At 67.7% G+C, this 14,122-nt stretch carries 17 protein-coding genes and 1 riboswitch; of the genes, 9 read left to right on the top strand and 8 right to left on the bottom strand.

The genetic code is table 11. The annotated features are described in order from the left end of the window. Window positions 1–75: 75 nt before the first annotated feature. Together FHR20_RS12740 and FHR20_RS12735 are read right to left on the bottom strand one after the other, a co-directional pair. Window positions 76–1,491 (bottom strand): ammonium transporter, encoded by a 1,416-nt coding sequence (locus tag FHR20_RS12740; RefSeq protein WP_425057381.1) that lies wholly within the window; start codon window positions 1,489–1,491, stop codon window positions 76–78. 26 nt (window positions 1,492–1,517) lie between these two features. Further along, a complete protein-coding gene (locus tag FHR20_RS12735) occupies window positions 1,518–1,856 on the bottom strand; it encodes a P-II family nitrogen regulator (RefSeq protein WP_086127851.1) in 339 nt (112 codons plus the stop codon). 243 nt (window positions 1,857–2,099) lie between these two features. On the opposite strand from FHR20_RS12735, the gene FHR20_RS12730 reads away from it, so the two are divergent. The 6 genes from FHR20_RS12730 (at window position 2,100) to FHR20_RS12705 (ending at window position 7,656) form a co-directional block, all read left to right on the top strand. Then, window positions 2,100–2,840, top strand: coding sequence for a sterol desaturase family protein (locus FHR20_RS12730; protein ID WP_167299987.1), 741 nt, complete (start codon window positions 2,100–2,102; stop codon window positions 2,838–2,840). 73 nt (window positions 2,841–2,913) lie between these two features. Next, complete coding sequence (locus FHR20_RS12725) at window positions 2,914–3,762, top strand: MipA/OmpV family protein (RefSeq protein ID WP_167299986.1); 849 nt, start codon at window positions 2,914–2,916, stop codon at window positions 3,760–3,762. A 36-nt stretch (window positions 3,763–3,798) separates the two neighbouring features. Then, a riboswitch (TPP riboswitch) is annotated at window positions 3,799–3,908 on the top strand. 33 nt (window positions 3,909–3,941) lie between these two features. Continuing rightward, window positions 3,942–5,801, top strand: a complete 1,860-nt coding sequence (gene thiC, locus FHR20_RS12720; protein ID WP_167299985.1) for a phosphomethylpyrimidine synthase ThiC — start codon at window positions 3,942–3,944, stop codon at window positions 5,799–5,801. Between the two features lie 254 nt (window positions 5,802–6,055). Then, on the top strand, window positions 6,056–6,535 hold the full coding sequence (locus tag FHR20_RS12715) for a DUF1579 domain-containing protein (RefSeq protein ID WP_167299984.1): 480 nt from the start codon (window positions 6,056–6,058) through the stop codon (window positions 6,533–6,535). A 136-nt stretch (window positions 6,536–6,671) separates the two neighbouring features. Then, window positions 6,672–7,037, top strand: a complete 366-nt coding sequence (locus FHR20_RS12710; protein WP_167299983.1) for a hypothetical protein — start codon at window positions 6,672–6,674, stop codon at window positions 7,035–7,037. 109 nt (window positions 7,038–7,146) lie between these two features. Further along, window positions 7,147–7,656, top strand: coding sequence for a Rid family hydrolase (locus tag FHR20_RS12705; RefSeq protein WP_167299982.1), 510 nt, complete (start codon window positions 7,147–7,149; stop codon window positions 7,654–7,656). 108 nt (window positions 7,657–7,764) lie between these two features. On the opposite strand, the gene FHR20_RS12700 is transcribed toward FHR20_RS12705, so the two are convergent. Both FHR20_RS12700 and FHR20_RS12695 read right to left on the bottom strand, forming a co-directional pair. Further along, window positions 7,765–8,088, bottom strand: a complete 324-nt coding sequence (locus FHR20_RS12700) for a hypothetical protein (protein ID WP_167299981.1) — start codon at window positions 8,086–8,088, stop codon at window positions 7,765–7,767. A gap of 8 nt (window positions 8,089–8,096) precedes the next feature. Next, window positions 8,097–9,023 carry a hypothetical protein gene (locus tag FHR20_RS12695; protein ID WP_167299980.1) on the bottom strand — a complete coding sequence of 309 codons (927 nt, stop codon included), beginning with the start codon at window positions 9,021–9,023 and terminating at the stop codon, window positions 8,097–8,099. Window positions 9,024–9,274: 251 nt separating this feature from the next. Between FHR20_RS12695 and FHR20_RS12690 the strand changes: the two genes are divergently transcribed. Both FHR20_RS12690 and FHR20_RS12685 read left to right on the top strand, forming a co-directional pair. Beyond that, entirely contained in the window at window positions 9,275–9,676 is a 402-nt protein-coding gene (locus FHR20_RS12690) for a VOC family protein (RefSeq protein ID WP_167299979.1), read from the top strand. A 53-nt stretch (window positions 9,677–9,729) separates the two neighbouring features. Next, the gene (locus tag FHR20_RS12685) at window positions 9,730–9,939 is read left to right on the top strand and encodes a hypothetical protein (protein WP_167299461.1); all 210 of its coding nucleotides are present in this window, start codon (window positions 9,730–9,732) and stop codon (window positions 9,937–9,939) included. Window positions 9,940–10,003: 64 nt separating this feature from the next. Here FHR20_RS12685 and FHR20_RS12680 read toward each other — a convergent pair whose 3' ends face one another. The 4 genes from FHR20_RS12680 to FHR20_RS12665 form a co-directional block, all read right to left on the bottom strand. After that, a complete protein-coding gene (locus FHR20_RS12680; protein ID WP_167299978.1) occupies window positions 10,004–10,660 on the bottom strand; it encodes a DUF6891 domain-containing protein in 657 nt (218 codons plus the stop codon). A gap of 75 nt (window positions 10,661–10,735) precedes the next feature. Further along, entirely contained in the window at window positions 10,736–12,190 is a 1,455-nt protein-coding gene (locus tag FHR20_RS12675; protein WP_167299977.1) for a S41 family peptidase, read from the bottom strand. A 68-nt stretch (window positions 12,191–12,258) separates the two neighbouring features. After that, window positions 12,259–12,960, bottom strand: coding sequence for a uracil-DNA glycosylase (ung, locus tag FHR20_RS12670; RefSeq protein ID WP_167299976.1), 702 nt, complete (start codon window positions 12,958–12,960; stop codon window positions 12,259–12,261). Window positions 12,961–12,990: 30 nt separating this feature from the next. Next, window positions 12,991–13,677 (bottom strand): endonuclease III domain-containing protein, encoded by a 687-nt coding sequence (locus tag FHR20_RS12665; RefSeq protein ID WP_167299975.1) that lies wholly within the window; start codon window positions 13,675–13,677, stop codon window positions 12,991–12,993. 78 nt (window positions 13,678–13,755) lie between these two features. Between FHR20_RS12665 and FHR20_RS12660 the strand changes: the two genes are divergently transcribed. Continuing rightward, entirely contained in the window at window positions 13,756–14,103 is a 348-nt protein-coding gene (locus FHR20_RS12660; protein WP_167299974.1) for a GFA family protein, read from the top strand. Window positions 14,104–14,122 lie beyond the last annotated feature (19 nt).

The raw sequence follows: 14,122 nt of genomic DNA, 5'->3' as shown, positions 1-14,122 counted from the left end.
CGGCCCAAGTCGTCCGCAGGAGGAACCTCGGTTGGGCGCCGCGCGCAGGAGAGATGCGCGCGGCGCCCGATCTCGTCAGTAGTTGTAGGCGCGCTCGCCATGGGCATTGATGTCCAGGCCCTCGACCTCGACTTCCTTGCTCGGGCGGATGCCGATCGTGAACTTGAGCAGCAGGAACAGCACCAGCGACACGCCGCCCGAAAGAGCCAGCGTGGTCAGCACGCCCTGGGTCTGCACCCAGAGCTGGCTGGCCATGTCGTACTTGCCGGCCACTGCCGGGATCACGGTGAAGTCCATGAAGCCCTGGCCGCCCAGCGCCGGATCGGCGACCACGCCGGTGCCGATCGCGCCGATGATGCCGCCGATGCAGTGCACGCCGAACACGTCGAGCGTGTCGTCATATTTCAGCGCGTTCTTCACCGTGGTGACGAAGAAGAAACAGCCGACCGAGGCGACCGCGCCGAGCACCACCGACGTCATCGGTGCGGCGAAGCCCGCCGCCGGGGTGATGGCGACCAGGCCGGCGACCACGCCCGACGCGGCGCCCAGCAGCGACGGCTTGCCGTGCACCACTTGCTCGATGATCGCCCACATCGCGCCCGCCGCGGCGGTGGCGACCATGGTGTTGATGAAGGCGAGCGAGGCGAACTTGTTGGCCTCGAGGTTGGAGCCGGCGTTGAAGCCGAACCAGCCCACCCAGAGCAGCGAGGCGCCGATCATCGTCATGGTCAGCGAATGCGGCGGCATCGGCTCGCTCTTGTAGCCCACGCGCTTGCCGATCACGAGGCAGCCGACCAGGCCGGCGATGCCCGCATTGATGTGCACCACGGTGCCGCCCGCAAAGTCGAGCGCGCCCTTGCCCCACAGATAGCCATGGTCGTCGGGCAGGCCGGCGGTGAAGTCCGGGCCCGGCCAGTACCAGACCATGTGCGCCATCGGATAATAGACCAGGATCGACCAGGCGACGACGAAGAGGATCAGCGGCGTGAACTTCACCCGCTCGGCAAAGGCGCCGACGATCAGCGCGGGCGTGATCATCGCGAAGGTCATCTGGAAGACGACGAAGGTCGTCTCGGGCAGATAGACGCCGTTCGAGAAGGTCGCGGCGAAGGTGTTGGCGTCGACGCCCTTCATCAGCGCCTTGGAGAAGCCGCCGACGAACAGGTTGAGCGCGCCGCCATTGGTGAAGGCCATCGAATAGCCGATGGTGACCCAGAGCAGCCCGGCGACGCAGACGATGGTGAGCACCTGCATCAGTACCGAGAGCATGTTCTTGGTGCGCACCAGGCCGCCATAGAAGAGCGCCAGGCCCGGCACCGACATCATCAGCACCAGCGCGGCGGAGACCAGCATCCAGCTGACGTCGCCCTTGTTGACCATCGCGTCGGTCGGCACGACCGGCGCGGCGGCAGGCGCCTGTGCCAGCGCCGGCCCAAAGAAAAATGGGGCGGCGAACAGGGCGCCGAGCCCCGCTCCCGCGGCAATCTTCATCGCTAGTTTCATCTGGACCCCCATCTTCACAACGCCGTCTCGTCGGTCTCGCCCGTGCGGATGCGCACGGCCTGGCCGACATCGAGGACGAAAATCTTGCCATCGCCGATCGCGCCGGTGCTGGCGGCGGCCTGGATCGCTTCGACGGCGCGGTCGGCCAGGTCGGCGCCCACCACGACCTCGATCTTGATCTTGGGCACCATGTTGGTGCTGTATTCCGCGCCGCGGTAGATTTCGGTCTGGCCCTTCTGGCGGCCGAACCCCTTGACCTCCGACACGGTCATGCCCGCGACTCCCACGCCCGTGAGCGCCTCGCGGACCTCGTCCAGCTTGAACGGTTTTATGATGGCGATGATGAGTTTCATGTCGCCCCCTCGTTGGCGGTTATCCCGGGGGATGCAGGAGCAAGGGGCGTGCCAGAGGCAAGAATCGCGCGATTCCGTGCGATTCCCGCGCAATCAAATGTTACGCCGCGGTAGATTTTTGTGCAGATGCGAAAGGATGCCCAAAAAACGGGCAGAATTTGTTGCGAGACCGGTTCGATCCCGCGGGCCGGCGCGCGGGCGTCGCCGGATGCGGCGCCGTGCGGGATCGGCTATGGCGGCGTGGTGACGCTTGCCATCTTCCTCTCCGCGCTCGCGATGACGGCGATCGTCGGCGTCCGCTATCTGCTGGCGAGCGGGGGCTTCGCGCTGGCGACCCGGCTGCGGCATCCCGGCCTGTATCGCGGGCTCGATCGCCAGATCCGCCGCGAGATCGGCTGGAGCCTCGCCTCCGCGGCGATCTATGGCGTGCCGGCCGGCATCGTCGCCTGGGGCTGGGCCCATCGCGGCTGGACGCGGATCTATGCCGATGCCCATGCCTTCCCGCTCTGGTATCTCCCCGTCGCGGTGCTGCTCTATCTGCTCGCGCACGATGCCTGGTTCTACTGGACGCACCGCTGGATGCACCGGCCGGCGCTCTTCCGCCGCATGCATATCGTCCATCACGCCAGTCGCCCGCCCACCGCCTGGGCGGCGATGAGTTTCCATCCGTTCGAGGCGATCACCGGCGCGGTGGTGATTCCCGGCCTCGTCTTCCTGATCCCCATCCATGTCGGCGCGTTGGGGCTGGTGCTGGCGATCATGACGGTGATGGGCGTCACCAACCATATGGGCTGGGAGGTCTGGCCGCGCTGGGTCTGGCGCGGGCCGCTCGGCGCCTGGCTGATCACCGCCAGCCATCACCAGCGCCACCATGAGCGCTATCACTGCAATTTCGGCCTCTATTTCCGCCATTGGGACCGGCTGTGCGGCACCGATGCCGGGCTCGGCGGCTTCGCGCCGCCCGAAGGCCCCAACCGGTCCTGATTCGCTGCCGATCGCAGGAACCGGGTTTGCGCAGGCTGCGTTTCGCAGCTGCAACATTCGGGAAACCCAGTTCATGCGTATCCACTCTGTCGCGCCCTTCGCGGCGCTGTGTCTCGTCGCCGTCCCCGCCGCCGCGCAGGACGAGGCTCCACCCGCCCCGCGCGCGAAGGGCGATTTCGCGATGATCGGCGTCGGCGCGGCGGTGCTGCCCGATTACGAAGGCTCGAACGACTATCGCTTCGCGCCCGTGCCGTTCGCCATCGGCAAGCTTTCCGGGTTCGGCTTCGAACTCGCGGGCACCCGGCTGAGCATAGACCTGATCCCCGATCGCTCGGCCAGCGGCCTCGATTTCCAGGCCGGTCCCACGGTCAACGTCAATTTCAATCGCACCAGCATCGGGGCCATCGCGGATCCGCGGATCCGGGCGCTCGGCAAGCTCGACGCGGCGATCGAGGTCGGCGGCTTTGTCGGCGTCGCCAAGACCGGGGTGTTCACCAGCGATTACGACCGGATCGCCTTTCGCGCTTCCTATCGCCATGACGTAGCCGGCGTGTCCAAGGCGGGCGTGTTCAACCCGTCGATCACCTACATGACCCCGCTCAGCCGCAAGGCGATGGTCGGGCTGTTCCTCTCTGCGACACGGGTGGAGAAGGGCTATGCCACCACCTATTTCGGCGTGACCCCGGCCGGCTCGGCCGCCAGCGGCCTGGCCGTGTGGAACCCCAGGGGCGGCTGGAAGGACTGGACCGCGGGCCTGGGCGGCGCGGTGTCGCTCAACGGCGACCTGACGCATGGCCTCCAGCTCTTCGCGGGCGGCACCTATCGCAGGCTGATCGGCGATTTCGGCGATTCGCCGATCGTCCGCACCGCCGGAGCGCGCGGCCAGTGGCTGGGCGCGGCCGGTCTCGCCTATAGTTTCTGAGCCGCTGGACCTGGCGCGCCCGAGCGCCTAAGAGTCCGGCCATCCCCGGGGGAGCGCTGATGCGCGCTTGAGAGGAAGGCTGCAGCCTTCGACCCGCTGAACCTGATCCGGTTGAGACCGGCGTAGGGAGGGAGCGGCCTTTACCCGAAGACCGTCCTCTCCCGCCATGGAGAAGACGAATGGCCGACATCCCCGCCAAGACCGAACTCGCCGTCACCACCGGTGCGATCCGCGGCTCGAAGAAGATCCATGCCGGCCCGCTGAAGGTCGCGATGCGCGAGATCCATCTCGAGCCGAGCTCGGGCGAGCCGCCGGTCCGCGTCTACGACACCTCGGGCCCCTATACCGATCCCGACGCCCGTATCGATATCATGGCCGGCCTGCCCGAGCTCCGCCGCGACTGGATCCGCGCGCGCGGCGACGTCGTGGAAGTGCCGCAGCGCGAGGTCCGCCCCGAGGACAATGGCCAGCTCGGCCCCGATCGCTCCGGCGGCGTCCAGCCCTTCCCGAACGTCCGCAAGCAGGTGCTGCGGGCCAAGCCGGGCATGAACGTCTCGCAGATGCACTATGCCCGGCGCGGCATCGTCACGCCCGAGATGGAATATGTCGCCGAGCGCGAGAATCTCGGCCGCGAGCGCCTCAAGGAATATGCCCGCGACGGCCAGAGCTGGGGCGCCGCGATCCCCGATTACGTGACCCCCGAGTTCGTCCGCGACGAGGTTGCCCGTGGCCGCGCGATCATCCCCAACAACATCAACCACCCGGAATCGGAGCCGATGGCGATCGGCCGCAACTTCCTGGTCAAGATCAACGCCAATATCGGCAACTCCGCCGTCGCCTCGAACGTGGCGCAGGAAGTCGACAAGATGGTCTGGGCGATCCGCTGGGGCGCCGACACGATCATGGACCTGTCGACCGGCCGCAACATCCACGACACGCGCGAATGGATCCTGCGCAACGCTCCGGTGCCGGTCGGCACCGTGCCGATCTACCAGGCGCTGGAGAAGGTCGGCGGCATCGCCGAGGACCTCACCTGGGAGATCTTCCGCGACACGCTGATCGAGCAGGCCGAGCAGGGCGTCGACTATTTCACCATCCATGCCGGCGTCCGCCTGCCCTATGTGCCGCTCACCGCGAAGCGCGTCACCGGCATCGTCAGCCGCGGCGGCTCGATCATGGCGAAATGGTGCCTGGCGCACCACAAGGAGAGCTTCCTCTACGAGAAGTTCGACGAGATCACCGAGATCATGAAGGCGTATGACATCGCCTATTCGCTCGGCGACGGCCTGCGCCCCGGCAGTATCGCCGATGCGAACGACGAGGCGCAATTCGCCGAGCTCTACACGCTGGGCGAGCTGACGAAGCGCGCCTGGGCGCAGGACGTGCAGGTGATGATCGAGGGCCCCGGTCATGTGCCGATGCACAAGATCAAGGAGAATATGGACAAGCAGCTGGAGAGCTGCGGCGAGGCGCCCTTCTACACGCTCGGGCCGCTCACCACCGACATCGCGCCCGGTTACGACCATATCACCAGCGGCATCGGCGCCGCGATGATCGGCTGGTACGGCACCGCGATGCTCTGCTACGTCACGCCCAAGGAGCATCTGGGCCTGCCGGACCGCGACGACGTCAAGGTCGGCGTCGTCACCTACAAGCTCGCCGCCCATGCCGCCGACCTTGCCAAGGGCCATCCGGCCGCCAAGGTCCGCGACGATGCGCTGAGCCGCGCCCGCTTCGAGTTCCGCTGGCGCGATCAGTTCAACCTGTCGCTCGATCCCGACACGGCCGAACGGTATCACGATCAGACGCTGCCGGCCGAAGGCGCCAAGACCGCCCATTTCTGCTCGATGTGCGGCCCCAAATTCTGCTCGATGAAGATCACTCAGGAAGTGCGCGACTTTGCCGCGAAGCAGAATGCCCCGGTCCAGGGTTTCCTTGCGGCCGAGGACGCCGAAGCGGGCATGGCCGCGATGTCGCAGCTCTACCACGAGACCGGCCGCGAGCTTTACATGGGCCAGGGCGACCGCGAGCACGATTGAGGCAGCGCAAACGGGCCGGTTCGGTCGGCGCAGGCCGCCGCCTGCCGAGCAGCCGCTCGGCAAGTGGCGCTGCGCCTCGCGCGACGATCTCCCTGTCGGGCTGATGGCGCCCGCCGCCTTCGCGCCCGATCCGTGGCTCTTGGACCGTCTGGCTCCGCAACAGGCTGGAGACCTATCTCGGGGATAGGCCGCGGGGCCTTGACTCGATCGGAACATATTGGGAACTTCCGGGCTCTTCCAAGCTGGAGCCATGCATGTCCGATCCCGTCGAGCCTTGCCGCGATTTCGATTTCCAGCAGGGGCGCTGGAACGTCCGGCATCGCCGGCTCAAGGCACGGCTGGCGGGTTGCTCCGAGTGGGAGGAATTCGCCGGCACTAGCGAGCAGCGCCCGCTGCTCGGCGGCAACGGCAATGTCGAGGACAATCTGCTCCATCTGCCCGGTGGGAGCTATCGTGCCGTGGCGCTGCGCTCCTATGATCCGGCGAGCGCCAGCTGGGCGATCTGGTGGCTCGACGGCCGCGCCCCCCACAGGCTCGACGTGCCGGTGATCGGCCGGTTCGAGCATGGCGTGGGCAGCTTCTACGCGGACGACCTGCTGGACGGCCGCTCCGTACGCCTGCGGTTCCTCTGGCTGGGGACCGACGGCGATGCCCCGCGCTGGGAGCAGGCCCTGTCGCCGGACGGCGGGGCAAGCTGGGAGGCCAACTGGACGATGGACTTCACCCGCGCCTGATCCGATCCCCGCCCGGCGGAATCATCTCCGGAACGGATGAGCCTGCGTCCATTCCCGATGCATTGGGCGCTATTCCCCCGGGCATTCGCATCGGGGAGAGGGCATGGCGCGCGGCGGGAAACGATGGGCTGGAGCATTGCTCCTCTTCGGCGGGCTCGCCCCCGCCGCCGTGGCGCAGGAGCGGATCGCGCGCACCCCGGATTTCTCCGCGGTGACCACCGATGCGATGGCGCGCCGGCTCGTACGCGAGGGGCAACTGGTTGCGATCCGCCCCTTCCCGGGCGGCCCGGACGATATCGGCTATCTTTCGCCCGCGGCGGAGGCGGCGCGCCGGCACTTCATCGGCATGCTCGGCCGCTTCGCCGAACAGGACCTGATCGACAGTCTGGAGGTCCTGCCCGAATATCGCGGCGAGAGCATCGTTCCCGTGCGCCTGCGCTTCCGTGCCGATCATAGCCGCGGCGGTGGTGCGCCGTTCGAGGCCGTGGTCGAGATCTGGTGATCGTCCGCCCCGGCGACGGCGCGCTGGCGTCGGAGCGGGCGCCGGTGCAGGCTGCCGCCCGGCCGGGCCGCGAGAGCGAGGCAGCGGCGATACAGGGTGGAGGCAGACAATGGCACGGGGCACGAAGCGAAACATCGGCGGCGCGGCGAAGCGGGGGGGAGGGCGCCGCGCCATGGGGCTGGTCGCGACGGTGCTGGCCTGCGTGCCTGCCGCCGCGCAGGCCCAGCGCAGCGCGATGACCGTGATCATGCCGGAGAATTCCGGCGCCAGGGCCGCGCAGGAGGATTGGGGCTATGCCGAGGCGGTGGTGGCCGGCAACACCATCTATCTTTCGGGCGTGGTCGTGGGGCTCGCGCCGGGCGAGACCGATCTCGATGCCGCGTTCGACCGCGCGTTCCGCAGGATCGAGGCGACGTTGAAGCGTGCCGGAGCGAGCTGGGACGATGTGGTGGACATCACCAGCTTCCATACCGACATCCTGCCCCAGATCGCGGCGATGAAGCGAGTCAAGCATCGCTATGTCCATGCGCCCTATCCCGCCTGGACCGCGATCGACGTCGACCGCCTGCTGCCCGACAAGGGGCTGACGGAGATCAAGATCGTCGCGGTGAAACATTAGGTTGAGAACCCGGACAAGTCTCTGATTTTCCGGCACCATCCCCGCCTGCACGGGGATGGCGGAAACGAATATGCGGCCCCGACCTGGATCGGGCGCGCATATCCCCCGTCATTCCCGCGGCCGCAACATGCCTTCGATCATGGGCACCAGGCCGATCCAGTCGTGCGGCAGCCGGGCGATGAGGAAGCGCTCGATGCTGTAACCGGGGTCGGCAAGGATCGTCTGCGCCGTCCGCACCGCGCCGTGATAGGCGCGGCAGCCATCCGACCGGATCGTATAGAGGAATCCGCGATAGCCGAGCGCCGGGGGCGCTTCCCAGGCCGTGCCTGCTGCAAGGACATCGTGCAGCGCGACCAGCGCCGCGGCGGCTTGCGCGTCGAGCTGCCAGACCGGATTGGGCCGGCCACTGAAGACATCGAGCTCGACGCGCATCACCTGGTTCAGTTGATCACCACCGATTTGCCTGCGTAGAAGAAGTCGCAGAAATTGGTGTACGGCCCTCGCGCGCAGGTCTGCGGATCGGTGATCAGCACGCCGTTGCTGTCATAGTTGCGTGCTGCCGTGCTGCCTGGCTTGTGACCCCAGAAGCCGCCGCGCTGATGGCGATACCAGTGATAGTCATAGCCCGGCGCGATCACCAGCGCCATCAGGCGGCGGGGATACTCGCTTTGCGGCAGACAGTTGCACCGCTTCTTGAGGCCATCCGCCATCGCAGCCGCCGTCACCGTGTTGCAGGCCATGATGGACGTTCCCGCGCCATGCGCCCGGCCCGGCTGGGCAAAGGTGTTGGTGCGCCAGTTCCGCGCGTAATTGTAGCAGTTATTGTAGGGCTGGGTCGCCGGATTGTTCCAGAAGGCGGGATTATACTGGCTGACCTCATATTGGCACTGGCTGCACTTGCTGTCGGGAATGGTGGTGATGAGCGGGTTGCTCGGAGGCGGGGGCGGGGGCGGAGGTCCCGGCGGTTTCCGCATCAGGCGCGCCGTCACCTGCATCCATTCCAGCGCAGTCTCGCGCAGCTTCTCGTCGAGCGGCGTCACGGCGTGCTCGACCAGTCGGACCTCGGAGCGGAGCGGCATGGTCTCGATGAGCAGGCGCGCAAGCTCGCCCGCGGCATCGAGATTCTCCTTTCCCGTCGGCCCCACCGCGAATTTCTGCGGGAGCCCGCGCGGCGCCCGGACGTCGTCGAGGATATTCTCGACGCGAACCTCGCGGAAGCCGAGCCCGTTATATCCCGCGCCGGTCTTGGTCACCGCCGCGCGCATTTCACGGGCGGCACCGAGCAGCTTCCTGGCTGCCTCTTCCTCCGTGATCATCCAGACCGGATTGGGCCGGCCCGAGAACATATCCACTTCAATGCGTAGCATGATCGATTCTCCCCAGTAGAAGAATTTGCGTCATGCGACCCGCGAACTGTCGAAGAATATTATTGGCGGACCCGAGTTATCACGCGGAGTTTCGCTGCAATTCGTCAACGACTCGACGCATGGAGGCGACAGATAATCACCGTATTCGGGTTCAGGCAATCAAATACCCTGGAAGAATAGTCCATTTTGGGTAACAGCCTTTTCGGCGGGTGCGCTCAACCGGCCGCCACCTGATATGATCCGGAGGCAAGGTGTCCCAACTCGCGCATATCGCCCTCATCGTCCGCGACTATGACGAGGCGCTTGCCTTCTATGTCGGCACGCTGGGCTTCACGCTGGTCGAGGACAGCTACCAGCCCGAGCAGGACAAGCGCTGGGTCACGATCCGCCCGCCCGGCGCGCCGGAAGGGGCCACCACCATCCTGCTCGCTCGCGCCGCCTCGCCGGAACAGGAGGCCGCGATCGGCAACCAGGCCGCGGGCCGGGTCTTCCTGTTCCTCGCCACCGACGATTTCGAGCGCGACCATGCCGCCTTCGCCGCGGCCGGGGTTCGCTTCGTCCGGCCGCCGGCCGAGCAGCCCTATGGCAAGGTCGCGGTGTTCGAGGATCTCTACGGCAATCGCTGGGACCTGATCGCATTCGCCCCACGCTGAAGACGGCGGCGGTCCATCGATGCTAGCGTGCCCGTCCGAAAGGAGCCCCGCGCATGGACAATGAATCGCACCCCCTGCTCGCGCCGCAGACCGCCCGCACCACGCTCCGCGTCGGCGATCGCTTCGTGATGGAGGCGGAGGCGCGCGCCACCCCGCTCGGGCTGCTCGCGGCCGGGGGGATAGTCGCGGCGATCCTGCTCGCGATTCCGCCGATCGTGCGCGCCAGGCGAACCCAAAGGGCGCTTCCGCCGCCCCAGGTCTAACAATCCCGCGATCCCGGTGGGTGCCCCGGCGCCAACCGGATGGCGCCTGTGCCGGATCGGCCGCTCAGATGCCCCGGCGGCGCTTCCAGTCGAGCGCCACGCCGATGCGCTGGTCCCAGCTGCCGTCCCAGCGAGTCTCCAGTCCATGCGCCTCGAGCTCGGCGACGATCACGCGCGCGACCGCCAGCGCCGCATCCTCGCCCTCGTCGCAGGCACCATAGTTGAGATACAGCCCGCCGCCGTCCACGGCGCTTTCGGTGTCCTGCATATGATAGAAGGCATAGCCGCGTGCCGGCCCCCCGGCATCCTCTGCCGCGCGCACCTCGTCCCAGATCTCGGTCGCGCCGCAATTGCCGCAGCAGCTGAAGTTCTGGCGGGCGATCACGCCGCTCTCCTCCAGCGCGGCGAAGGCGGCGTCGAGCCGGTCGCAATCGGTCTCGTCGGGCCAGAGCCGCTCGACGGCGCGCTGCTCGGCCAGCGCCTGGCGAAGCAGCTTCTGCGCAAGCGGGCGCAGTTCGTCGGGAGACAGGTCGTCGGCAAAGGCGTCGGACGCGTTGGTCAGGATCGCGTCCTCGTCATAGAAGCCGCTCGCCACGTCGCGGCGGATCTGGTCGCGCACCCATTCGGTCTTCTCGGCCAGCGGCGTTGCCGGGGGTGCCAGCGCGGCCTCCGGGTGCGGCGCGGCGCGCTTGCCGAACAGGCGGCCGAACAGCGACTTCATTGCTTCCTCCATCGTCGGGAGGGGAAGATAGCAACCCCGGGGCCCCGCGCCTATGCCGCGTGCCGCAAAAACGGATCAGAACATGCCCGGCACGTCGCGCTGCGGCACGCTCGGCTGGGCAGGCGCGAGCAGTTCATGAGCCGCCGCGCTGCCCGTCTCGGTGGCGCTCCTCGCGGCGGCGGTGGCGGTCACGGCGCTGATCGGGGTGCAGCTCTTGCCCTGGATGAAGTCGAGTGCGGCGCGAGTCGACGCTTCGCGCGGATCGCCCATGGGATAGGCGATGTCGTCCGATGCGCGGCAGCTTGCCCGCACCGTACCGGCAAGCCCGGTGAAATAGGCGCCCTGGTGATCGCGATTCTGCAGGGCGAAGGCGATGATGCGGAACCGGTCGTCGCAGGCGGTCTTGTCGATGGCGATCTGGCCCACCGGCTTGCCATAGGTGTTGGTGCCGACCAGCGCGAGGTTGGTGCCGAGATAGGGCAGCATGCCGGCGACGATGAGCTCGCTGGCCGATGCGGTGCTGGACGTGCCGATAAAGGCGACCCGGGTCGGCGCGATCGACTGGGTCTGGGGAGCGAAATAGGCGGTGCTGTTCTCCGCCGACTTGCTCGGACGGAAGGTCATATAGTCGAACACGTCCGAAGTCGCCCGGTTCGCGCCCATCAGGTTGCCCATCAGTTCGGCGATCGAGACGAGCCCGCCGCCATTGTAGCGCACATCGACGATCACTTCGGTCACGCCGGCGGCGCGGAACTGGGCGAAGGCCGCGCGCAGCGGCGAATCGGCGGTGTTGATGAAGGTGCGCAGGTTGACATAGCCGACGCGGTGGCCGCCATCGTCGATGATCTTGGCGCCATAGCGCGAGGAGACCGGAGCGAGCGCATAGTCGGTCTTCGCGATGGTCACCACGCGGGTGCCGCCGGCGGCGTCGTTCACGCGCATGGTGCGGCTGGTGCCGGCGGTGTTGGGGCCGAGCGCGTCGGTCAGCGCGGCGGTGCCGCCGCCGGCGAGGATGTCGCTCACGTTGCGCAGGTTGGCGGCGCTGGTGCCGATCGCCTGGATCTCGGTGCCGCGGTCGATCCCGGCGGTGAGCGCGCTGGTGCCCTCGAACGTCTCGGCGGAGTAGAGCCGGTTGCCGTCGAGATAGAGGCGGAAGCCGAAGCCCGCGCTCGAGCCCGAATTATAATAGGCATTCTCCTCGGCGATCGAGGTGACGTAGGTGAAATAGCGGTCGCGCCCCTGGGCCCGCGCAGTGGCGGTGAGCGCGTCGACATAGGCGCCGACGCTGGCATAGGGCGTGGGGTCGAGGCTGGCGGGCAGCGTCTCGGGGAAGAGATACCATTCGTTGAGCTGCGCGGCGGCCCAGTCCTGGCGCTCGCGCAGCGTGCAGCCCGCGGCAGTCGGCGTGGGCGTGGTCGGCGTCGGAGTCACGCTGCCGGTCGATCCGCCGCCGCCCGAGACCGATCCGCCGCCCCCGCCGCTACAGGCGGAAAGGGAAAGCGCGATCAGGGCAGTCAGGGTACGACGCATGCAAAGTCTCCTCGGCGATCAGCGTAAGTCAAGCGCGGGACCAAGTCATCCGGTCGTATGTGCGAAATTCAGTCCCGAAGCGGCGGCAATGCCCAGTCGATCGGTTTCATGCCCCGGCTCTTCAGGAATTCATTGGCCTTCGAAAAGTGCCGGCCGCCGAAAAAGCCCGAATGGGCGGAAAGGGGGGACGGATGCGGCGCCTTGAGCACCAGATGGCGGCCGCCGCGATCGATCGAATCGACGAACGCGGCCTTTTTCTGGGCATGGCTGCCCCAGAGCAGGAAGACCACCGGCTCGGCCCGGGCGTTGACGAGGCGGATCACCGCATCGGTGAACCGCTCCCAGCCGCGCCCCTGATGCGATGCGGCCATGCCCATCTGCACGGTGAGCACCGCGTTGAGGAGGAGCACTCCCTGATTCGCCCAATGTTCGAGGAAGCCGTGCCGCGCCGGCGCGATGCCCAGATCGGCCTCCATCTCCTTGTAGATGTTGACCAGGCTGGGCGGAGTGCGCACGCCCGGCCGCACCGAGAAGCACAGCCCGTGCGCCTGGCCCTCGCCATGATAGGGATCCTGGCCGAGGATGACGACGCGAACGTCCCCGAGCGGCGTCAGGTCGAGCGCGCGGAACCATTCGCTGCCCGCCGGGAAGATGCGCTTGCCCGCCGCCTTTTCGGCGACGAGGAACTGGCGCAGCGCCGCCATGTACGGATCGGCGAACTCGCCCTGCAGCGGTTCGAGCCAGCTCGGATGGAGTTTCACCTCGGCCATGGCCTCCTGTCCGAAAGCCGTGCGGTCCTGTCAATCGCTCCGCGCGCGGCAATCGGTCCGCAACGGACAATGCGCGCAGTCGGCGGCATCGAACCGGCACAGCGTCTGGCCGAGCTTCTTGGTGCCGATATGGAAGTCGAGAAAGTCGCGGCCCTGCCATTCGGGCATCGCCCGGGTCACGGCCTCGCTGGCGGCGCGGCCCTCGGCGCCGCGGCGGACGAAACCGGTGCGCTGGAGCACGCGCAGCACATGGCTGTCGACGATCAGCACCGGGCGGTCGAGCGTGCTGGCATTGAGCGTGGCGGCGGCGACCTTGCGGCCGACCCCCGGCAGCCGCTCCAGCCAGGCCAGCGCGTCGTCGAGCGGCAGGTCGCCGAGAAAGCCGAGGTCGAACCCCCGGCGCTCCGCCACGATCCGCCCGAGCGCGCGAGTCACATAGCGCGCCTTGTCCTCGGCATGGGTGACCGCGCCGATGCAGCGCAGCACTTCCCCCGGCCCCGCGGCGAGCACGCGCGCCGGCGTGGCGAACGCGGCGACGAGCCGGTCATAGGCGGCCAGCGACACCGCGTCCCTGGTCCGCCCGCTGATCATCGACTTGACCAGCGCCCCGATCGGCGAGCGCCGGGGTAGCGGTCCGGCCGAAGCGCGGATAGGCTCCAGCGCGCGCTGCCAGCGCTGGATGTCGTCGTGCCCGCAGAATCCGAAGCCCGATTGCATGACGGCAGATTGGAACAAAATAAGAACAATGGCAATGGGCCAGCCTGCACATTGTCCATGGCAAGAGGAGGAGAGCCGATGCCGTTCACCGGAAGCTGCCATTGCGGCGCGATCGCCTATACGGTCGCGGAGGATCCGCCCGGCCAGGCGATGCAGTGCAATTGCTCGATCTGCCGCCGCAAGGCGCCGCTCCACCACTTCACCACGCCGGAGCGGTTCACCCTTCACACCCCGCGCGAGGCGGTGGCGACCTATCGCTTCAACCATCACGTCATCGATCATCACTTCTGCCGGAACTGCGGCGTCGCGCCCTTTGCCGAGGGGCAGGGGCCGAACGGACCGATGGTGGAGATCAACCTGCGCTGCGCCGACGGGATCGACCTCGATGCCCTCAACGTGCAGCGCTATGACGGGGCGAGCCGCTAGCGCTGGTCCTGGCGGCGCG

This window comes from Sphingomonas leidyi, from assembly GCF_011761945.1.
In the GTDB taxonomy this organism is placed as follows: Bacteria; Pseudomonadota; Alphaproteobacteria; order Sphingomonadales; family Sphingomonadaceae; genus Sphingomonas; species Sphingomonas leidyi.
This window is presented reverse-complemented; position numbering and strand designations above follow the sequence as displayed.

Coding starts and splice junctions, on each gene's coding strand:
- FHR20_RS12685 (WP_167299461.1), top strand. CDS start 9,730: ATGGACAATGAATCGCACCCCCTGCTCGCGCCGCAGACCGCCCGCACC.
- FHR20_RS12735 (WP_086127851.1), bottom strand. CDS start 1,856: ATGAAACTCATCATCGCCATCATAAAACCGTTCAAGCTGGACGAGGTC.
- thiC (WP_167299985.1), top strand. CDS start 3,942: ATGGCCGACATCCCCGCCAAGACCGAACTCGCCGTCACCACCGGTGCG.
- FHR20_RS12740 (WP_425057381.1), bottom strand. CDS start 1,491: ATGAAGATTGCCGCGGGAGCGGGGCTCGGCGCCCTGTTCGCCGCCCCA.
- FHR20_RS12665 (WP_167299975.1), bottom strand. CDS start 13,677: ATGCAATCGGGCTTCGGATTCTGCGGGCACGACGACATCCAGCGCTGG.
- FHR20_RS12725 (WP_167299986.1), top strand. CDS start 2,914: ATGCGTATCCACTCTGTCGCGCCCTTCGCGGCGCTGTGTCTCGTCGCC.
- FHR20_RS12695 (WP_167299980.1), bottom strand. CDS start 9,023: ATGCTACGCATTGAAGTGGATATGTTCTCGGGCCGGCCCAATCCGGTC.
- FHR20_RS12680 (WP_167299978.1), bottom strand. CDS start 10,660: ATGAAGTCGCTGTTCGGCCGCCTGTTCGGCAAGCGCGCCGCGCCGCAC.
- FHR20_RS12675 (WP_167299977.1), bottom strand. CDS start 12,190: ATGCGTCGTACCCTGACTGCCCTGATCGCGCTTTCCCTTTCCGCCTGT.
- FHR20_RS12705 (WP_167299982.1), top strand. CDS start 7,147: ATGGCACGGGGCACGAAGCGAAACATCGGCGGCGCGGCGAAGCGGGGG.
- ung (WP_167299976.1), bottom strand. CDS start 12,960: ATGGCCGAGGTGAAACTCCATCCGAGCTGGCTCGAACCGCTGCAGGGC.
- FHR20_RS12715 (WP_167299984.1), top strand. CDS start 6,056: ATGTCCGATCCCGTCGAGCCTTGCCGCGATTTCGATTTCCAGCAGGGG.
- FHR20_RS12660 (WP_167299974.1), top strand. CDS start 13,756: ATGCCGTTCACCGGAAGCTGCCATTGCGGCGCGATCGCCTATACGGTC.
- FHR20_RS12700 (WP_167299981.1), bottom strand. CDS start 8,088: ATGCGCGTCGAGCTCGATGTCTTCAGTGGCCGGCCCAATCCGGTCTGG.